This window comes from Azospirillum brasilense (genome assembly GCF_022023855.1).
Classification (GTDB): Bacteria; Pseudomonadota; Alphaproteobacteria; order Azospirillales; family Azospirillaceae; genus Azospirillum; species Azospirillum brasilense_F.
This window is the reverse complement of sequence record NZ_CP059449.1, coordinates 2,036,128-2,052,974: the sequence shown is the minus strand read 5'-3', so window position 1 is coordinate 2,052,974 and position 16,847 is coordinate 2,036,128. Positions and strand designations below refer to the sequence as shown.

Below are 16,847 nucleotides of genomic sequence, written 5' to 3'. Positions count from 1 at the left end.
AAGGGAATGCCCCGGCGAAGCGATAGTCTAAGGTAAAGCGCATGCGTATCCCGTCTCCGCGGGCGTCCCTCGTCTACCTGCACGATCTGACGATGACGGCCGCCGCCCTGGTCGTGGCTTTGTATCTGCGCGTGGGCGAGCAAGCGTTCCAGGAATACAGTGACCCGCTGCTGACGGGACTGCCCATCCTGGTGCTGATCGCGGCGGTGGTGTTCCGCTTCTCGGGCCTGTACCGCGGCATCTGGCGCTACGCTTCCGTCCCCGATCTGGCGCAGCTCCTGCGTGCGGTCACGATGGTCGTGCTCTGCTTCCTGGCGGTCATGTTCCTGCTGACCCGGTTGGAGGCCCTGCCGCGCTCCCTGCCGGTGATCCTGTGGTTTGTGCAACTCGTCCTGCTGGGCGGGCCGCGCTTCGCCTACCGCCTTTTAAAAGACCGCCGTCTCGGCCTCCACGATCGGGAAGCGGGGGGTGTGCCGCGCATTCCGGTGCTCCTGCTGGGCGTAAGCGACGCGGCGGAACTGTTCATCCGCTCGCTGGATCAGAACGCCGGCGCCGCCTACCGCGTGGTCGGCCTGCTGGACGACAAGAACCGGCGCATCGGCCACGCCATCCGCGGCGTGCCCGTCCTGGGCGGCCCCGACGACCTGCCCCGTGTGGTCGAGGATCTGGCGCAGCGCGGCGACCGCCCACAGCGCCTGATCGTCGCCAAGGGTCAAGCCGACGTGCCCGGCACCGTCCTGCGCGACCTGCTGGAGCAGGCGGAGTCCCTCGGCCTGTCCATGGCCCGGCTGCCCAGCCTGACCGAGTTCAAATCGGCGCTGGGCGAAGGCAAGATCGAGGTGCGCCCGATCGCGCTGGAGGATCTTCTGGGCCGCCCCCAGGCGGTTCTCGACCGCGGCGCCATCGCCAGCCTCGTCACCGGACGGCGCGTCGTCGTCACCGGAGCGGGCGGCACCATCGGCAGCGAACTGGTCCGCCAGATCGCTGCCCTCCAGCCGGAGACGCTGACCCTCGTCGATGCTGGGGAGTTCAACCTCTACAGCATCGAGATGGAGGTACGGGAGCGCTTCCCCGCCTTGGCGCTCCAGGCGGTGATCGCCGACGTGCGCGACCGCGACCGCATTTTCCGCCTGTTCCAGACGCAGCGCCCGCACATGGTCTTCCACGCCGCAGCGCTGAAGCATGTGCCGCTGGTGGAGGCCAACCCGGCGGAAGGTGCCCTGACCAACGTCATCGGCACCCGCAACGTCGCCGATGCGGCGCGGGCGGGCGGCTGCCAGGCAATGGTCCTGGTGTCCACCGACAAGGCGATCCGCCCGACCAGCGTGATGGGCGCCACCAAGCGCTTCGCCGAGTGCTATTGCCAAGCGCTCGACATGCTGCCGCCGCGCGACGGCGGTGAGACGGCGACCCGTTACATGACGGTCCGCTTCGGCAACGTGCTGGGTTCCAGCGGGTCGGTGGTGCCGCTGTTCACCCGCCAGCTCGCCAAGGGCGGCCCTCTGACCGTCACCCACCCCGACATGCGCCGTTACTTCATGACGGTGCGGGAGGCGGTGGAACTGGTGCTCCAGGCCTCGGCCCACGGCGTGGCCCGCCTGGAGGAGCGCGGCAAGGTGCTGGTGCTCGACATGGGCGAACCGGTGAAGATCGTCGACCTCGCCCGGCAGATGATCCGGCTGGCCGGCTACCGGCCCGGCCACGACATCAAGATCGAGTTCACCGGCCTGCGCCCCGGCGAGAAGCTGTTCGAGGAGATCCTGACCTCGACCGAGGCGCCGACGCGCACGGAGGCCGACGGCGTGTTCCTCGCCTCCCCGCGGGTCATCGACTACGCGCTCATCAACCGCGCACTGGGTGAACTGGAAACGGCCGCGCGGGCCGGTGACGCCGCACGGGTGATGACGATCCTGTCGAACATCGTCCCCGACTTCCGCGCCGAGGCGGTCCTGCCGCCGCCCAGCGCCTTCGGCAACCCCGCGGCGGGCGGCGAGGCCGGGGCGCTGAACCAGGGCGGCTCCGACTGATCGACCGGGAAACGGACGTGACCATGGGCGGGGATTTCCCCGCCCATTTTTCTTTTCTGAAAAGGCACTTCATCGCTTGCATCGGCGCAAAGCCTATGGCATAACCCGCGCCACTTCGACGGTTGGCCGCAAGTTCTTCCCGGCCAGCAACACCGTCCCGGCGCTGCCGTAGCTCAGTGGTAGAGCACTCCCTTGGTAAGGGAGAGGTCGAGAGTTCAATCCTCTCTGGCAGCACCATCCTCCCCCTTCGTTGTTTCTTTGAGAATGCTGAAGCGCAGCCGTTGGCCGGCTTGCGTGGCTTTTTGCGTTCTGCGTTCGGGTTTTGCGTTCTGCGTTCGGGTGCGGATCGGGCTTGCCCCCACCCTAACCCTCCCCTACTTCGCAGGGGAGGGAACGGATGCCGCTTCACATAAGGCACCCTCCTCCGCCCAGCGGGGGAGGGCTGGGGTGGGGAAAAGCTCCCCAAAGGAGGCATCCCCTCCCCCACGCCCCAAAAGAAAAACGCCGCCCCGGATTGCTCCGGAGCGGCGTTTCCCTTGGAACCCGGACGGGCGCCGTCGTTAGTCGACGACGGTCACGCCACGGCGGTTCTGCGCCCAGGAGGCCTCGTTCGAGCCGAGGACCGCCGGCTTCTCCTTGCCGTAGGAGATGACCTTGACGCGCGAGGCGTTGATGCCGCCGGCGACGAGGTAGTTCTTCACCGAGTTGGCGCGACGCTCACCCAGGGCGAGGTTGTACTCGCGGGTGCCGCGCTCGTCAGCGTGGCCTTCGACGGTCACGGTGACGTTCGGGTACTGCTTCAGCCAGGAAGCCTGACGGTCCAGGGTGGCGCGAGCCTCCGGAGCCAGGTCGTAGCGGTCGAGACCGAAGAACACGCGGTCGCCGACGTTGACGACCAGGTCTTCCTGCGAGCCCGGGCGGATCTGGCTGGACGTGGCGGCGCCAGTGGCGTTGGCGTTGCCGGCATCCTTCGGAGCGGTTTCGCAAGCGGCAACCAGAGCGACGGCCGCGATCAGGCTCAGATACTTGATACGCATGTTAAATGACCCCCTAAGCGACACGAGATGTTTTGACCGGATTGTGGAGAAAGAACGCCGCCGACTTCCGCCAGACCCCGACGGAAGTACCGACTTCCGGCCTTCGTCTTGAGCGTCGTTCTTGCGCGCGCAAAATAGGGCTACTCCACTAGGGAATCAAGGGCGACCATGCGGGATCGGAGCCGTCGAGCGGAGTGATCACACGGCGTTCGTTTGCGCCCGTCACGTCGATGGTGTAGAGCTTCGCGCTTCGCCCGCGGCCGTCCCCGGCCGGAACGTCGCGGAAGAAGCTCAGCACGCGGCCGTTCGGCGCCCAGGTCGGGCCTTCCACGTGGAACGACTCGGTCAGGATGCGCTCGCCGGTGCCGTCCGGACGGATCACGCCCAGAGCGAAGTTGCTGCCGCGCTGGCGGGTGAAGGCGATCAGGTCGCCGCGCGGCGACCACACCGGCGTGCCGTAGCGGCCCTCGCCGAAGGTCAGGCGCTTCGGCCCAGAACCGTCCGCGTTCATGATGTAGAGCTGCTGGCTGCCGCCGCGGTCCGACTCGAACACGATGCGCTGGCCGTCCGGCGAGTAGCTGGGGCCGGTGTCGATGCCCGGCGAATCGGTGAGCTGGGTCTGGCGGCGGGTGCGCAGGTCCAGGGCGTAGATGTCGGTGTTGCCGTTCTGCGCCATGCTCATGATGACCTTGTTGCCGTCCGGCGAGAAGCGCGGGGCGAAGGTCATGCCGACGAAGTCGCCGAGGACTTCCTGGCGGCCGCTGTCGATGTTGAACAGGTACACGCGCGGCTTCTTGTTGAAGTACGACATGTACGTGATTTCCTGGGTCGCCGGCGAGAAGCGCGGCGTCAGGACGAGGTTCTTGCCGTCGGTCAGGAACTGATGGTTCTCACCGTCCTGGTCCATGATGGCGAGCTGCTTCTTGCGCGCGTTGGCCGGGCCGGATTCGGCCACATAGACGATGCGCGTGTCGAAATAGCCCTCTTCGCCGGTCAGCCGCTTGTAGATGGCGTCGGCGACGATGTGGGCGATGCGGCGCCAGCTATCGGCGGTCGCGGTGTAGCTCAGCCCCTGCATGTACTGGCCGGCGGCGACGTCCCACAGGCGGAAGTCGACCTTCATGCGGCCGTCACCCATGGCGGTGGTGTTGCCGGCGACCAGCGCCTGGGCGCCGACGGCGCGCCAGTCCTGATAGCGCGGCTCGCCGGAGCGGAGCTGGTCGGGGGTCTGCAGGAAGCCCTTGGGGTCGAGCGGACGGAACAGGCCCGACCGCTCCAGATCGGCGGCGACCACCTTGGAGATGTCCGAGCCGACCTGCGCCTCGCGCCCGCCGGCACCGGCGAAGCTGGTGATGGCGATCGGCAGCGGCTCGACCACGCCCTTGGTGATGTCGATTCGCACCTCGGCGCGGGCCGGGGCGGGCGCCGCGACGCCGAGGGCGAGCAGCAGGGCGCCGGCGCAACCGGCGGCCTTCAGCAGGAGCCTCGTCTTCTTCGTCATCGTCAGAACATGTCCCTCGGGTCGAAATTGAACACGAAGTAACGCCACTCTTCATACCGGGCGGGCGTGAAGTCGCCGGAAAACTCGCTGATGGGCAGGGGGCTGGCCCGCTTCACCGCGCGCAGCGCGGCGTCGGCCGATGCCCGGAAGGCCGCGTCCGACATGTAGCGGGAGCGGTACTTCTCATTGATCGTCGCGTTCAGCACCGAACCGTCGCGGCCCAGCTCAACGATGATCTCCACCTGCATGTTCCCGGCGTCCTTGCGGCCCGGGTCGAAGTTCCAGTTCTTGCTCACCGCGCCGCGGATGCCGTCGATGGCGCGCCCGGACGGCTTGAACGGCTTGTCCGGACCGTTCACCGCCTTCGCGGCCCCCGAGGGCGCCTGCGACGCGGCGGCCTGCTGGGTCGGCTTGGAGTCGGCCTTGCTCTCCGACGCCGCCGGCTTGGCCGGGGCGTTCTTCTGAACGTTCTTCAGAAGGTCGGCCAGCGCGTCGGTCTTCTCCGGCGGCTTCTCCGGCTTCTTGGGCTCGGCCTTCGGCGTCTCCGGCTTGGCCGGCTCGGGCTTCTTGGGCTCGGGCTTGGGCGGTTCCGGTTTGGCCGGTTCCGGCTTCGGGGGCTCGGGCTTGGGAGGCTCAGGCTTCGGCGGTTCCGGTTTGGGCGGCTCCGGCTTCGGAGGCTGCGGCTTCGGTTCCGGCTTGGGCTCGGGCGGCTTGACCACCGGCGCCGGCTCCGGATCGGGCGGCGGCGGGGGTGGCGCCGGCTTGGGCGGCGGCGGCGGTTCGCGCGCCGGGGGCGGCGTCACCTGGGCGACCTTGGGCGGCTCCGGAACCTTCGGCTCGGGCCGCGGCGGCGGCGGGGGGGGCGGCTCGCTGGCCGGTTCCGGCGGTGCGGGGGCCGGCGGGCTCGGCTTGGCCTCAGGGACCGGCGGCTTGGGGGCCGACGGCTTGGGCTCGCCCTTGTCGACGCGCGCGGCCTGGGTCACCTCGCCCATGTCCACGATCTCGATCGGGATGGACTCGGGGATGTCCAGCTTGCGATCGCTGGGCGGCATGCCGAGCACGAACAGCGCGACCAGCGCGACGTGCAGCGTTGCCGAGGCGATCAGGGGTTTGCGCATGGGTCAGCCTTCAACTCGCCGTGGCGTCTCAGCGCTGCGCCGAGCCGCCGACGCGCGGCCCGGTGGCACCCGGCCCGCTGGGCATCTCGGCGACCAGCCCGACCTTCTTGAAGCCGGCGGCGCTCATGGTGCCCATCACCTCCAGCATCTTGCCGTAGGCGATCTTCGCGTCGCCGCGCACCAGGATGCGGGCGTCTGGGTTGTTGTTGGTGACGGCGATCAGCAGCGGCACCATGTTGGCCGTCTCCACCGCCGTCTCCTGCACATAGACCCGGCCGTCGGACTGGACGGTCACGAACAGCGGGTCCTTCTGCGCCTCCAGCGGGGCGGCGTTGGTCTTCGGCAGATCCACCGGCACGCCGACGGTGAGCAGCGGTGCCGCGACCATGAAGACGATCAGCAGCACCAGCATGACGTCGATGAAGGGCGTCATGTTGATGTCGGCCATCGCGCGGTATCCGCGGCGGCGGCCCCGACCGTGGCCGCCCTTTCCTGCGAGCTGGGCTCCCATGTCAGGCGGCTCCCCGCTCCTCGAGGTGGCGCGACAGGATCGCCGAGAACTCGCCCGAGAAGGTCTCCAGCCGATCGGCGTAGCGGCCGAGGTCGGTGGTGAACTTGTTGTACGAGATCACGGCGGGAATGGCGGCCACGAGACCCAGCGCCGTGGCGAACAGCGCCTCGGCGATGCCGGGGGCGACGACGGCGAGGCTGGTGTTGCCCGACGCGGCGATGGAGGTGAAGGAGTTCATGATGCCCCACACCGTGCCGAACAGGCCGATGAAGGGCGCCGTCGAACCGACCGACGCCAGGAAGGTCATGTAGCGCTCGGCGCGCAGCATCTCGCGTCCGATGGTCACCGACATGACGCGCTCGACCCGCTGCTGAAGCGAGCCCTTCATGGAGCCGATGCCGCGGTCGGCGGCGTGGCGCCATTCGCGCATGCCGGCGGCGAAGGTCGCCGACATCGGATCGGTCGGGTTCTGGCCGATACGATCGTACAGTGCGTCCAGCGAACCGCCGGACCAGAAGCTTTCCTCGAAGGCGTCCGCCTGCGCGTTCAAGCGGCGGATGCGCATCAGCTTCTCGATGATGATGGCCCAGCACCACACCGAGGCAACCAGCAGCATCAGCATCACGACCTTGACGATCATGTCGGCCTGCCAGAACAGGCCCCACATCGTGATGTCGTGAGCCTTCGCCGCGGCCCCGACCACCTGGGCGGAATTCAGATCCATCGCAGTCAGTCTCGCTTCTGCCTTATGTACAAATCGAAGAGCGCCTCGCGGACCGGCGCCGGAAGGCGCGCGGGACGTCCGGCCCGGTTACCGGTCAAATTGATCATCGCCAGCTGAATCACCGCCCGCGCGAGGTCACGGCCGTCGCGACGGACAAGTTGTGCAACTGCGAAGGAGGCACCGCCGGTATCGGTGATTCGCGTCACCACTTCAAGCGTATCCTCGAGCTTTGCGGGAGCGACAAAATCGATCTCCGCCCGTCGTACCGCAAATGACACACCGTCGCTTTCGGCCAGCCCGGCGTTGGTGAATCCGGTCAGCCGCAGCATCTCGGTGCGCGCCCGCTCGAAGAAGCGCAGGTAGTTGGCGTGATAGACCAGCCCCCCGGCGTCCGTGTCCTCGTAGTAGACCCGCAAGCGCAGCCTGTGCTGCGCGTTCTCGTCAAACCAGCCCGAGAGATTTGGCTGCAGAGCCGGGGGCGTGTCAGGCATCGCCGTCCTCCGGGTCCGGGTTGGCCTCCGACAGCCGGTCCAGCAGGTCGAACTGGCGCGTCGGCGCCGAGGGCGGGTTGAGGCCCAGATAGCGGAAGCCTTGGTCGGTCAGCATGCGCCCGCGCGGGGTGCGCTGCAGGAAGCCCTGCTGGATCAGGTAGGGTTCCACCACCTCCTCCAGCACGTCACGCTGCTCGCCGAGCGCGGCGCCCAGCGTGTCCACGCCCACCGGACCGCCACCGTAATTGTTGGCGATGATGCCCAGGTAGCGGCGGTCCATGCTGTCGAGGCCGAGCCGGTCGACCTCCAGCCGGGTCAGAGCGGCGTCGGCGATGCGGGCGTCCACCTCCGGCACGCCGGCCACCGAGGCGAAGTCGCGCACCCGGCGCAGCAGCCGCCCCGACACGCGCGGCGTCCCGCGCGAGCGGTTGGCGATCTCCCGCGCCCCTTCCGGCGTGATGAGCATGTTGAACACGGCCGCGGCGCGGCGGACGATCAGCTCCAGCTCGTCCGGCTCGTAGAATTGCAGCCGCACGGGAATGCCGAACCGCTCGCGCAAGGGGCGCGTGATCAGGCCGGAACGCGTGGTGGCGCCGACCAGCGTGAAGGGCGGCAGGTCGATCCGGATGGACCGCGCCGACGGGCCTTCGCCGATGATGAGGTCGAGCTGGAAATCCTCCATGGCGGGATAGAGCACCTCTTCCACGGCGGGATTAAGGCGATGAATCTCGTCGATGAAGAGGACGTCGTGCGGCTGCAGGTTGGTCAGAAGCGCGGCGAGATCGCCCGCCCGCGCGATGACCGGGCCGGAGGTCGCGCGGAAGCCCACCCCCAGCTCGCGCGAGACGATCTGGGCAAGCGTCGTCTTGCCCAGGCCCGGCGGGCCGAACAACAGCACATGGTCCAACGCCTCGCCGCGGGAACGGGCGGCCTGGATGAAGATCGACAGGTTCTCGCGCGCCTGCCGCTGGCCGATGAACTCGGCGAGCGAGAGCGGGCGGATCGAGGCTTCGCCGGAGTCGCCGGCGCCCCGCCCCGGCTGCACCAGCCGGTCGGGATCGGAGCCGTTCTGGTCGGCGGTCATTGGCTGAGTTCCTTAAGGCCATGGCGGATCAGCTCCGACACGCCGGCCCCGTCGCCCAGCTTGCGCCCAGCGGCCACGACGGCACCGAACGCTTCCGACCGCCCGTAGCCGAGGTTGACGAGGGCCGAGACGGCGTCCGCCATGACCATGTTGTCGGGGCCGCCCGCCGCCGGCGCCGCCTTGCCGCCCGCCGCCGGAGCGGCGGAGGCCGAGGCGCCGAGGGTGAGGTTGCCCACCTTGTCCTTCAACTCGTTGACGATGCGCGCGGCGACCTTCGGCCCCACGCCGTCGGCGCGGGTGAGCGCCGTCTTGTCCTGCGCGGCGATGGCGCGGGTGAGCTGGTCGGGATCGAGCACGCCGAGGATCGACAGGGCGAGGCGCGAGCCGACGCCCTGGATGGTGGTCAACAGCCGGAACCAATCGCGCTCGCCGGCATCGGCAAAGCCGTAGAGGGTGATCCGGTCGTCGCGGATGAAGGTCTCGACGACCAGCGCCCGCCGCTCCCCCACCGCCATGCGCGACAGCGTGCGGTTGGAGCAGGCGACCTGGTAGCCGACCCCGTTGACGTCCACCACCACCCAGTCGGTCCCGACCGAATCCACGACACCGGTGAGCTTGGCGATCATGGGGAATTCTCCTTGTCCCTCAAACGCTGGAGGGGATCACGGCGCAACACGGTGGTCGCGGAAAGCGCCGTGCGGATTGTTTCGAGAACGCCTTCCAGATTGTCGTTCACGTCGTTGTTCCAGAAGCGCAGCACGCGGAAACCGGCCTGTTCCAGCATGCGCGTCCGGCGCTCGTCATACGGCGCCTGCTCGGCGTGCTGCCCACCATCCAGTTCGATCACCAACCGATGGTCGTGCGCGACGAAATCCACGACGAAGCCGACAATGGATTCCTGCCGTCGGAATTTGGCCCCCATCTGCGCGTTCCGCAAACGTTGCCATACGATCTTTTCCACTTCCGTGGAATCGCGCCGCATCTGAACGGCACGGTTGGTGTGCAAAGGCGCCGGCTTGTCTTTGGCAACCGGCAGCAATACCCCCTCTCCCCTCTGGGGAGAGGGTTGGGGTGAGGGGGTTGCGCGTGTGCCGGACGCACCGCCCCGCGTATCCCCCTCACCCGGCCCTGCGGGCCACCCTCTCCCCAGAGGGGAGAGGGACTGCACATCGCCCCGCCGCCACATCTGCCAGCTTGCGCGATGATGCGCGTGGCAGATCGCCACGGCCAGAGCGTCCGCGGCGTCCGGCGTGGTGATGGCGCAGCCGGGAAGCAGCAGACGCACCATGGCCTGCACCTGCGTCTTGTCGGCCCGGCCCTGCCCCACCACGGCCTTCTTCACCATGTTGTTGGCGTATTCCGCCACCGACAGACCCGCCAGCGCCGGGACCAGAAGGGCCACCGCCCGCGCCTGCCCCAGCTTCAACGTGGAGACCGCGTTGTTGTTGACGAAAGTCTCCTCGACCGCCGCCTCGTCGGGACGGTAGCGCTCCAGCACCCCGGTCAGCGCGTCGTGGATCTGGCACAGCCGTTCGGCCAGCGGACGGCCGTCGTCAGAATGGACGGCGCCGTCCGCCACATGGGTCAGCCGGTTGCCGGACACGTCGATGACACCCCAGCCGGTGTGGCGGAGGCCGGGGTCCAGCCCCAACAGGCGTACGGGCGGCTGTTGCGCCACCCCGCTCCTTCCGGCCTGCCCAAGCACCCCGGTTCCCCTCCGCTCAGCGACCTGAAATCAGGCCGTCAGCTTCTGCATCAGCTCGTCGGAGATGTCGAAGTTGCCTTCGACGGTCTGGACGTCGTCGTTGTCCTCCAGCACGTCCAGCAGCTTCAGCAGGCTGGCGGCGGCGTCCTCGGACGGGGCGACCGTGTTCAGCGGCTTCCAGGTCAGGCGCGCGCTCTCCGCACCGCCGAACTTGGCCTCCAGCGCGTCGCGCACGATCGCGAAATTCTCCACCGTGGTGGTGACTTCGTGACCGTTCTCGTCGGACGCCACGTCCTCGGCGCCAGCTTCCAGGGCCACCTCGAACACGGCGTCCGCGGCCGCGGCGGCGGCCGGGTAGTAGATCGCGCCGACGCGGCTGAACATGAAGCTGACCGAGTTCGTCTCGCCCAGCGAACCGCCGTACTTGGTGAAGGCGGAGCGCACTTCAGACGCGGTCCGGTTGCGGTTGTCGGTCAGCGCCTCGACGATCAGCGCGACGCCGCCGGGGCCGTAGCCCTCGTACCGCACTTCATCGTAGCTCGCGTCGTCGCCACCGCCGGGCGTACCCTGCTTGATCGCGCGGTCGATGCGGTCGCGCGGCATGTTCTGCACGCGGGCCGCGGTGATCGCGGCGCGCAGGCGCGGGTTGGCCGCCGGGTCCGGCAGGCCGCCCTTGGCCGCCACGGTGATCTCGCGGGCGAGCTTGTTGAAGATCTTCGACCGCTTGGCGTCCTGCGCGCCTTTGCGGTGCATGATGTTCTTGAATTGGCTATGACCGGCCATGCGTCGAACGAGCCCCAGATGGATTCAAAGATACAAGGTCTTGTGAAACAGCTTGGTAAGCGGTGGGACACATGTACCAGCCTTTGTGCGCCACCGCACGCCTTCGGCGCCGGAGACGACACCTACCCATATAGAAAGTCAATATGGCAGTATTGGGGCGCCCCTTTTGCGCCCTGCGGGGCCGGGGCCGGCGGCGGCGCTCAGCCCCGCACCGGCACGGACTGGCTCAGCCGGCCGCCTAGCCGCAGCGGCTGGATGCTGGTGGCGAGGCCGGTGCGGTCGTCCGTCTCGACGTAGCAGCCGCAGACGGTGCCCTCGCCTTCCGCCGGGCTCAGCCGCTCGGTGGGCAGCTTGCGGATCAGCTTGGCCATGGCGACCTCCTTCTTCATGCCGATGGCGCTGTCGTAGTCGCCGCACATGCCGGCGTCGGTCAGATAGGCGGTGCCGCCCTTCATCACCACATGGTCAGCGGTCGGGACGTGGCTGTGCGTGCCGACCACCAGCGAGGCGCGGCCGTCGCAGAAATGGCCCATGATCATCTTCTCGCTGGTCGCCTCGCCATGGACGTCGACCACGATGGCGTCGGCGCCGTTGGGGCCCAACCGGTGGGCGCGCAGCACCCGGTCCACCGCGGCGAAGGGATCGTCCATCGGGTCCATGAACAGGCGCAGCATCACGTTCATGACCAGCACCTTGCGCCCGCCCCGCGCCTGCAGCAGCACGAAGCCGCGCCCCGGCGTGCCTTCCGGGTAGTTCAGCGGGCGGATGATGCGCGGCTGCTGGTCGATCGCCGCGACCAGCTCCTTCTGGTCCCAGCTATGGTTGCCCAGCGTCACCACGTCCACACCGGCCGCGAAGAACTCCTCGGCGATCTTGATGGTGATGCCGAAGCCGCCGGCGGCGTTCTCGCCGTTGACCACGGTCAGGTCGGGGTCGAGCCGGTCGCGCAGCATCGGCATGTGCGCGATCACCGCGTCGCGTCCCGACCGCCCCACCACATCACCGAGAAACAAAAGCCGCATCGTCCCCAACCTTCACTGCGTAAAGCGGAGCGTCTCGCGCTCCGTCAGAATCCAATCGAGCCGCTCGTCGTGCGCCCCGCAGGGCACCGCGTCCATCTCTTGCGCGGCGAAGGCCATGCCGACCGCCAGGACGGGACGGATCGCGCGCAGGGCATCCAGCGTCCGGTCGTAGTAGCCGGCGCCGTAGCCCAGCCGGTGCCCGCTGCGGTCGAAGGCCAGCATCGGCACCAGAAGCACCGCCGGAACCACCTCGGGCCGGTCGGTGCCCGGTTCCTGGATGCCGTAGCGGCCGGCGGCCAGCGGCAGCACGGGATCCCAGTCGCGGAAGGTCAGCGCCTGCCCGCGCGGCCCGGACACCGGAAGCGCGATGGAGCGCCTGCCCGTCTTAAGTCCGCCCGTCTTAAGATGGAGCAGCAGAGGCCGCACGTCGAGTTCCGAACCGAGCGGCCAATAGCCGGCGACCGGTCCGTCTGGGATGAATCCCGGTCGCACCAGATCCTCCAGGAAGCGCTCGCGCAGAGCATCCGCGGCAAAAGCGCGCAGCTGGTCGTCGCTGAGGGAGTCGCGCCGGGCGCGGGCCTGGGCTCGGGCGGCGTCCTTGGCCGCGCGCGGGTCGCTCATCGTCGCCTGGAAAGGTCGGGAAAATTCAGGGGAGAGGCGGAAGGTGCCGCCTTGGCCGTTGGCATTGCTTATCCTCCATGACCTGCAGAGCAGGTGGGCGCCGTATAACCGGACCAGGGTCCGGACAGGGACAGCTCCCGAGAGTCTAAGATTATCGGCCCTGGGGATTATTGCGACCTGACGAACCAGGCAGCGACCTTCCGTTCACTAACTTAAGCGCGCTCGAGCCGCGCGGCAACCTCTTCAATGCGCAAAGCGACATTGTCTACGGCGGCGGCCACCTCGGCCTCGTTGACCGTGGACAGCGGGGCAAGGCCGCGACCGGCCATCACGTCCTGCATCTCGTCGGCCATGACGATGGCGGTGAGAACGAGCATCTGTGCCTCCGACCCGGATTTGCCGCCGCCGGTCACCTGCTTCAGCTTGGCGTCGACGAAGCCGGCCAGCTCACGCAGGCGGGCCTCCTGCCCGTCCTGGCAGAAGACGCGGTAGGCGCGTCCGTTCACCTCGAATTCCACCTGGGCCATGGCTCAATTCTCCAGAACCGCTTCGAGACGGCCGATGGCCGCCTCCAGACGCTTCGACACGGTTTCCGCGTTCTCCTGGGCCCGCGCCTGCTCGATGCGGGCCTCGCGCAGGGACTCGCTCAGCTCCTGCTCGCGCTTGGCCACCCGTTCCTCGCGGGCATACGCGGCATGCTCCAGACGATCCACGGCCTTGGAGAGGCGGTCGAGCGCGGCTTTCAGGGAATCCATGGGCGGGGAACCTTGACGGACGGATGGACGGCTGAGGGCTGCAGTTCACACATGCATAAAATGCCGAGCGCTACAGTTGGGCCCGCCACACCGCCCCGTCAACCGGAATTACGCCGCAGTTCACGGTGGAAATGGCGCCGTCACAATGCGCCGGAAGCCGGACCGCCATCCCCATTCCCGTGTTGACCTGCGCACACGGGTTCTGCATGGTGCGCGCGTCCTGCGGGAAGCCTTGTTTCCCGCCCAATCGGTGTTGCCCAATACCATTCGGCCCCACCGTTCGCTGCCCGCCTGCCCACGGGAACTTTCTTCAGGAACCCTGCCCGATGTCCGCTGCTTCCGCCGCCACCCCGCCCGCCCCCATCACCACCATGGCGAACGCCATCCGCGCGCTGTCCATGGACGCGGTGGAGGCCGCGAAGTCCGGCCACCCCGGCATGCCGATGGGCATGGCCGACGTGGCCACGGTGCTGTTCACGCGCTTCCTGAAGTTCAACCCGAAGCAGCCGGCCTGGGCCGACCGCGACCGCTTCATCCTGTCGGCCGGCCACGGCTCGATGCTGATCTACTCGCTGGGCTACCTGACCGGCTATGAGCGGATGACCATCGACGAGCTGAAGCGCTTCCGCCAGCTCGGCAGCCTGACGCCGGGCCATCCGGAGGTCGATCCGTCGCTCGGCATCGAGATGACCACCGGCCCGCTGGGCCAGGGCGTCTCCACCGCCGTCGGCTTCGCCCTGGCGGAGCGCATCACCAACGCCCGCTTCGGCGACGACCTGATCAACCACTACACCTACGTCATCGCCTCGGACGGCGACCTGATGGAGGGCGTCAGCCACGAAGCCTGCTCGCTGGCCGGCCATCTCGGGCTGAACCGCCTGATCGTGCTGTGGGACGACAACCACATCTCCATCGACGGTTCGACCGATCTCAGCTTCACCGACGACACGCCGGCCCGCTTCCGCTCCTACGGCTGGAACACGGCGACCGTCGACGGCCACGATCCGGAAGCCGTCGCCAAGGCCATCGAGGCCGCGCAGGACTCCGACAAGCCGACGCTGATCGCCTGCCGCACCATCATCGGCAAGGGCGCCCCGAACAAGGCCAACACCCACGGCTGCCACGGCTCGCCGCTGGGCGCCGACGAGGTGGCCGCCACCCGTGAGAATCTCGGCTGGCCGCACGAGGCCTTCGTCGTTCCGCAGGACGTGCTGGACGCCTGGCGCGCCGCCGGCACCCGCGCCGACGCCGCCTACGCCGACTGGGCGCAGCGCGTCGCGTCGATGGACCCCTCCGCCCGCAAGGCGTTCGAGGCGGCCATGGACCGCGGCGTTCCCGCCGGCCTGGACGAGCTGATCGCCGCCTTCAAGAAGAAGGTGTCGGAGGACAAGCCGAGCTGGGCGACCCGCGTCGCGTCGGGCAACGTGCTCGACATCCTGGTCCCGGCGGTGCCGGAAATGATCGGCGGCTCCGCCGACCTGACCCCGTCGAACAACACCAAGGCGAAGAACACCGCCGACATGAAGGGCCGCGGTGAATTCAACGGCCGCTACGTCCGCTACGGCGTGCGCGAACACGGCATGGCCACCGTCATGAACGGCATGGCGCTGCACGGCGGCGTCATTCCCTACGGCGGCACCTTCATGCAGTTCGCCGACTACTGCCGCCCGTCGATCCGTCTGGCCGCGCTGATGAAGCAGCGCTCGATCTTCGTGATGACCCACGACTCGATCGGCCTCGGCGAGGACGGCCCGACCCACCAGCCGGTGGAGCATCTGGCCGCTCTGCGCGCCATTCCGAACCTGCTGACCCTGCGCCCGGCCGACGCCGTCGAGACCGCGGAGTGCTGGCAGATCGCGCTGGAGCGGGTCAACGGCCCGTCCGTCCTTGCGCTGACCCGTCAGAACGTGCCGACCCTGCGCACCGAGCACGCGGCGGAGAACCGCTCCGCCCGCGGCGGCTACGTGATCCAGGAGGCCGAGGGCGAGCGCAAGGTGACGCTGCTCGCCACCGGCTCGGAAGTCTCGCTGGCCGCCGAGGCCCGCAAGGCGTTGCAGGCCGAGGGCATCGGCGCCGCCGTGGTGTCGATCCCGAGCTTCGAACTGTTCGAGGCGCAGGACGACGCCTACAAGGCCTCCGTGCTCGGAAGCGGCGTCCGCGTCGCGGTCGAGGCCGCCATCCGTCAGGGCTGGGACCGCTGGCTCGGCTATCCGGGCGCCACGGCCGTCGCCTTCGTCGGCATGAGCGGCTTCGGCGAGTCGGCCCCCTATCAGGAACTCTACAAGCACTTCGGCATCACCGCCGAGGCTGTTGTCGCCGCGGCGAAGGCGCGCTTGTAATCGAATTGCCGCCCCGGACTTCGGTCCGGGGCCGGGAGTGACCGCCCCAAGCCGTTCGGTTCGGGGTCGGGGAATGCCAGACTGGAGGAAAACAATGGCTGTTCGGGTAGCGATCAACGGTTTTGGCCGTATCGGCCGTCTGGTTCTGCGGGCCATCTACGAGAGCGGCCGCAACGACGTGGAGGTCGTGGCGATCAACGACCTGGCCGACCTCAAGGCCAACGCCCACCTGCTGAAGTACGACAGCGTCCACGGCCGTTTCCCCGGCACGATCGAGACCCGCGACGGCGAGCTGATCGTCAACGGCCACTCGATCAAGGTCGTGCAGGAGCGTGACCCGGCCAAGCTGCCGTGGAAGGATCTGGGCATCCAGATCGCCATGGAATGCTCGGGCATCTTCACCAAGCGCGCCGACGCCGCCAAGCATCTGGAAGCGGGTGCGGAGAAGGTGCTGATCTCCGCCCCGGCCACCGACGAGGACATCACGGTGGTCTACGGCGTCAACCACGACCAGCTCAAGGCCGATCACCGCATCGTCTCGAACGCGTCGTGCACGACGAACTGCCTGGCCCCGGTGGCCTTCGTGCTGAACAACCTGATCGGCATCGAGAAGGGCTTCATGACGACGATCCACTCCTACACGGGGGATCAGCGCATCGTCGACACCAACCACAAGGACCTGCACCGCGCCCGCGCCGCGGCGTTGAACATGATCCCGACCTCGACCGGGGCCGCCAAGGCGGTGGGCAAGGTGCTGCCCGAGTTGAAGGGCAAGCTGGACGGCACCGCCATGCGCGTGCCGACGCCCAACGTCTCGGTCGTCGACTTCAAGTTCACCGCCAAGCGCGCCACCTCGGTGGAGGAGATCACCAAGGCGATCGCCGAGGCCGCCAACGGCCCGCTCAAGGGCATCCTGGGCGCCTACACCGAGGATCTGGTCTCCACCGACTTCAACCACGACCCGCACAGCTCGATCTTCGCGCTGAACGAGACCAAGGTCATCGACGGCAACTTCGTCCGCATCATGACCTGGTACGACAACGAGTGGGGCTTCTCCAACCGCATGAGCGACACCGCCGTCGCCATGGCCAACGCCAAGTAAGCCACCCGCGGCTTGCGGCCAAAGAGA

Annotated in this window: 17 protein-coding genes, 1 tRNA gene, 1 other RNA gene and 1 pseudogene; 4 read left to right on the top strand and 16 right to left on the bottom strand. The window is 68.3% G+C overall.

The genetic code is table 11. The features are described from left to right. The first annotated feature begins 41 nt into the window (after positions 1–41). Positions 42–2,027 carry a polysaccharide biosynthesis protein gene (locus tag H1Q64_RS09735; RefSeq protein WP_237903323.1) on the top strand — a complete coding sequence of 662 codons (1,986 nt, stop codon included), beginning with the start codon at positions 42–44 and terminating at the stop codon, positions 2,025–2,027. Between the two features lie 162 nt (positions 2,028–2,189). Then, a tRNA-Thr gene (locus H1Q64_RS09730) sits at positions 2,190–2,264 on the top strand. Positions 2,265–2,587: 323 nt separating this feature from the next. Here H1Q64_RS09730 and pal read toward each other — a convergent pair. The 16 genes and pseudogenes from pal to H1Q64_RS09650 form a co-directional block, all read right to left on the bottom strand. After that, the gene (gene pal / locus H1Q64_RS09725; RefSeq protein ID WP_149163366.1) at positions 2,588–3,064 is read right to left on the bottom strand and encodes a peptidoglycan-associated lipoprotein Pal; all 477 of its coding nucleotides are present in this window, start codon (positions 3,062–3,064) and stop codon (positions 2,588–2,590) included. A gap of 148 nt (positions 3,065–3,212) precedes the next feature. Next, positions 3,213–4,565, bottom strand: coding sequence for a Tol-Pal system beta propeller repeat protein TolB (gene tolB, locus H1Q64_RS09720; protein ID WP_094307343.1), 1,353 nt, complete (start codon positions 4,563–4,565; stop codon positions 3,213–3,215). Positions 4,566–4,567: 2 nt separating this feature from the next. Beyond that, positions 4,568–5,683 (bottom strand): TonB C-terminal domain-containing protein, encoded by a 1,116-nt coding sequence (locus H1Q64_RS09715; protein WP_237903322.1) that lies wholly within the window; start codon positions 5,681–5,683, stop codon positions 4,568–4,570. A gap of 28 nt (positions 5,684–5,711) precedes the next feature. Continuing rightward, entirely contained in the window at positions 5,712–6,194 is a 483-nt protein-coding gene (tolR, locus tag H1Q64_RS09710) for a protein TolR (protein ID WP_014240514.1), read from the bottom strand. A gap of 1 nt (position 6,195) precedes the next feature. Next, the gene (gene tolQ, locus H1Q64_RS09705; RefSeq protein ID WP_094307519.1) at positions 6,196–6,918 is read right to left on the bottom strand and encodes a protein TolQ; all 723 of its coding nucleotides are present in this window, start codon (positions 6,916–6,918) and stop codon (positions 6,196–6,198) included. A 5-nt stretch (positions 6,919–6,923) separates the two neighbouring features. Then, positions 6,924–7,409 (bottom strand): tol-pal system-associated acyl-CoA thioesterase, encoded by a 486-nt coding sequence (gene ybgC, locus H1Q64_RS09700; protein WP_237903321.1) that lies wholly within the window; start codon positions 7,407–7,409, stop codon positions 6,924–6,926. Next, entirely contained in the window at positions 7,402–8,493 is a 1,092-nt protein-coding gene (gene ruvB, locus H1Q64_RS09695) for a Holliday junction branch migration DNA helicase RuvB (protein WP_237903320.1), read from the bottom strand. Before ruvB ends, ybgC begins: the two co-directional genes overlap by 8 nt. Continuing rightward, positions 8,490–9,119, bottom strand: a complete 630-nt coding sequence (gene ruvA, locus H1Q64_RS09690; protein WP_137138859.1) for a Holliday junction branch migration protein RuvA — start codon at positions 9,117–9,119, stop codon at positions 8,490–8,492. Before ruvA ends, ruvB begins: the two co-directional genes overlap by 4 nt. Continuing rightward, positions 9,116–9,679 carry an endonuclease domain-containing protein gene (locus tag H1Q64_RS33815; protein ID WP_269145368.1) on the bottom strand — a complete coding sequence of 188 codons (564 nt, stop codon included), beginning with the start codon at positions 9,677–9,679 and terminating at the stop codon, positions 9,116–9,118. Before H1Q64_RS33815 ends, ruvA begins: the two co-directional genes overlap by 4 nt. A gap of 9 nt (positions 9,680–9,688) precedes the next feature. Beyond that, positions 9,689–10,171 (bottom strand): annotated as a pseudogene (gene ruvC / locus H1Q64_RS09680) (crossover junction endodeoxyribonuclease RuvC); the annotation flags it as partial. Between the two features lie 57 nt (positions 10,172–10,228). Next, on the bottom strand, positions 10,229–10,981 hold the full coding sequence (locus H1Q64_RS09675; protein ID WP_237903319.1) for a YebC/PmpR family DNA-binding transcriptional regulator: 753 nt from the start codon (positions 10,979–10,981) through the stop codon (positions 10,229–10,231). Between the two features lie 200 nt (positions 10,982–11,181). Then, the gene (locus H1Q64_RS09670) at positions 11,182–12,003 is read right to left on the bottom strand and encodes a TIGR00282 family metallophosphoesterase (RefSeq protein ID WP_237903318.1); all 822 of its coding nucleotides are present in this window, start codon (positions 12,001–12,003) and stop codon (positions 11,182–11,184) included. A 12-nt stretch (positions 12,004–12,015) separates the two neighbouring features. Continuing rightward, positions 12,016–12,624 carry a 5-formyltetrahydrofolate cyclo-ligase gene (locus H1Q64_RS09665; protein WP_237903317.1) on the bottom strand — a complete coding sequence of 203 codons (609 nt, stop codon included), beginning with the start codon at positions 12,622–12,624 and terminating at the stop codon, positions 12,016–12,018. 39 nt (positions 12,625–12,663) lie between these two features. Beyond that, positions 12,664–12,823, bottom strand: a non-coding RNA gene (ssrS, locus tag H1Q64_RS09660) — 6S RNA. A 13-nt stretch (positions 12,824–12,836) separates the two neighbouring features. Next, the gene (locus H1Q64_RS09655; protein WP_237903316.1) at positions 12,837–13,151 is read right to left on the bottom strand and encodes a cell division protein ZapA; all 315 of its coding nucleotides are present in this window, start codon (positions 13,149–13,151) and stop codon (positions 12,837–12,839) included. Between the two features lie 3 nt (positions 13,152–13,154). Continuing rightward, on the bottom strand, positions 13,155–13,379 hold the full coding sequence (locus H1Q64_RS09650; protein WP_237903315.1) for a hypothetical protein: 225 nt from the start codon (positions 13,377–13,379) through the stop codon (positions 13,155–13,157). Between the two features lie 326 nt (positions 13,380–13,705). On the opposite strand from H1Q64_RS09650, the gene tkt reads away from it, so the two are divergent. Both tkt and gap read left to right on the top strand, forming a co-directional pair. After that, positions 13,706–15,718 (top strand): transketolase, encoded by a 2,013-nt coding sequence (tkt, locus tag H1Q64_RS09645; protein WP_237903314.1) that lies wholly within the window; start codon positions 13,706–13,708, stop codon positions 15,716–15,718. A gap of 94 nt (positions 15,719–15,812) precedes the next feature. Next, positions 15,813–16,820 carry a type I glyceraldehyde-3-phosphate dehydrogenase gene (gene gap, locus H1Q64_RS09640; RefSeq protein WP_109469277.1) on the top strand — a complete coding sequence of 336 codons (1,008 nt, stop codon included), beginning with the start codon at positions 15,813–15,815 and terminating at the stop codon, positions 16,818–16,820. Positions 16,821–16,847 lie beyond the last annotated feature (27 nt).

What these genes read in the sequence shown, in the direction of transcription:
- H1Q64_RS33815 (WP_269145368.1), bottom strand. Translation starts at nt 9,679, where the DNA reads ATGTGGCGGCGGGGCGATGTGCAGTCCCTCTCCCCTCTGGGGAGAGGG.
- tolB (WP_094307343.1), bottom strand. Translation starts at nt 4,565, where the DNA reads ATGACGAAGAAGACGAGGCTCCTGCTGAAGGCCGCCGGTTGCGCCGGC.
- pal (WP_149163366.1), bottom strand. Translation starts at nt 3,064, where the DNA reads ATGCGTATCAAGTATCTGAGCCTGATCGCGGCCGTCGCTCTGGTTGCC.
- ybgC (WP_237903321.1), bottom strand. Translation starts at nt 7,409, where the DNA reads ATGCCTGACACGCCCCCGGCTCTGCAGCCAAATCTCTCGGGCTGGTTT.
- H1Q64_RS09735 (WP_237903323.1), top strand. Translation starts at nt 42, where the DNA reads ATGCGTATCCCGTCTCCGCGGGCGTCCCTCGTCTACCTGCACGATCTG.
- ruvA (WP_137138859.1), bottom strand. Translation starts at nt 9,119, where the DNA reads ATGATCGCCAAGCTCACCGGTGTCGTGGATTCGGTCGGGACCGACTGG.
- H1Q64_RS09665 (WP_237903317.1), bottom strand. Translation starts at nt 12,624, where the DNA reads ATGAGCGACCCGCGCGCGGCCAAGGACGCCGCCCGAGCCCAGGCCCGC.
- tolQ (WP_094307519.1), bottom strand. Translation starts at nt 6,918, where the DNA reads ATGGATCTGAATTCCGCCCAGGTGGTCGGGGCCGCGGCGAAGGCTCAC.
- gap (WP_109469277.1), top strand. Translation starts at nt 15,813, where the DNA reads ATGGCTGTTCGGGTAGCGATCAACGGTTTTGGCCGTATCGGCCGTCTG.
- H1Q64_RS09715 (WP_237903322.1), bottom strand. Translation starts at nt 5,683, where the DNA reads ATGCGCAAACCCCTGATCGCCTCGGCAACGCTGCACGTCGCGCTGGTC.
- tkt (WP_237903314.1), top strand. Translation starts at nt 13,706, where the DNA reads ATGTCCGCTGCTTCCGCCGCCACCCCGCCCGCCCCCATCACCACCATG.
- H1Q64_RS09675 (WP_237903319.1), bottom strand. Translation starts at nt 10,981, where the DNA reads ATGGCCGGTCATAGCCAATTCAAGAACATCATGCACCGCAAAGGCGCG.
- H1Q64_RS09670 (WP_237903318.1), bottom strand. Translation starts at nt 12,003, where the DNA reads ATGCGGCTTTTGTTTCTCGGTGATGTGGTGGGGCGGTCGGGACGCGAC.
- ruvB (WP_237903320.1), bottom strand. Translation starts at nt 8,493, where the DNA reads ATGACCGCCGACCAGAACGGCTCCGATCCCGACCGGCTGGTGCAGCCG.
- H1Q64_RS09650 (WP_237903315.1), bottom strand. Translation starts at nt 13,379, where the DNA reads ATGGATTCCCTGAAAGCCGCGCTCGACCGCCTCTCCAAGGCCGTGGAT.
- H1Q64_RS09655 (WP_237903316.1), bottom strand. Translation starts at nt 13,151, where the DNA reads ATGGCCCAGGTGGAATTCGAGGTGAACGGACGCGCCTACCGCGTCTTC.
- tolR (WP_014240514.1), bottom strand. Translation starts at nt 6,194, where the DNA reads ATGGGAGCCCAGCTCGCAGGAAAGGGCGGCCACGGTCGGGGCCGCCGC.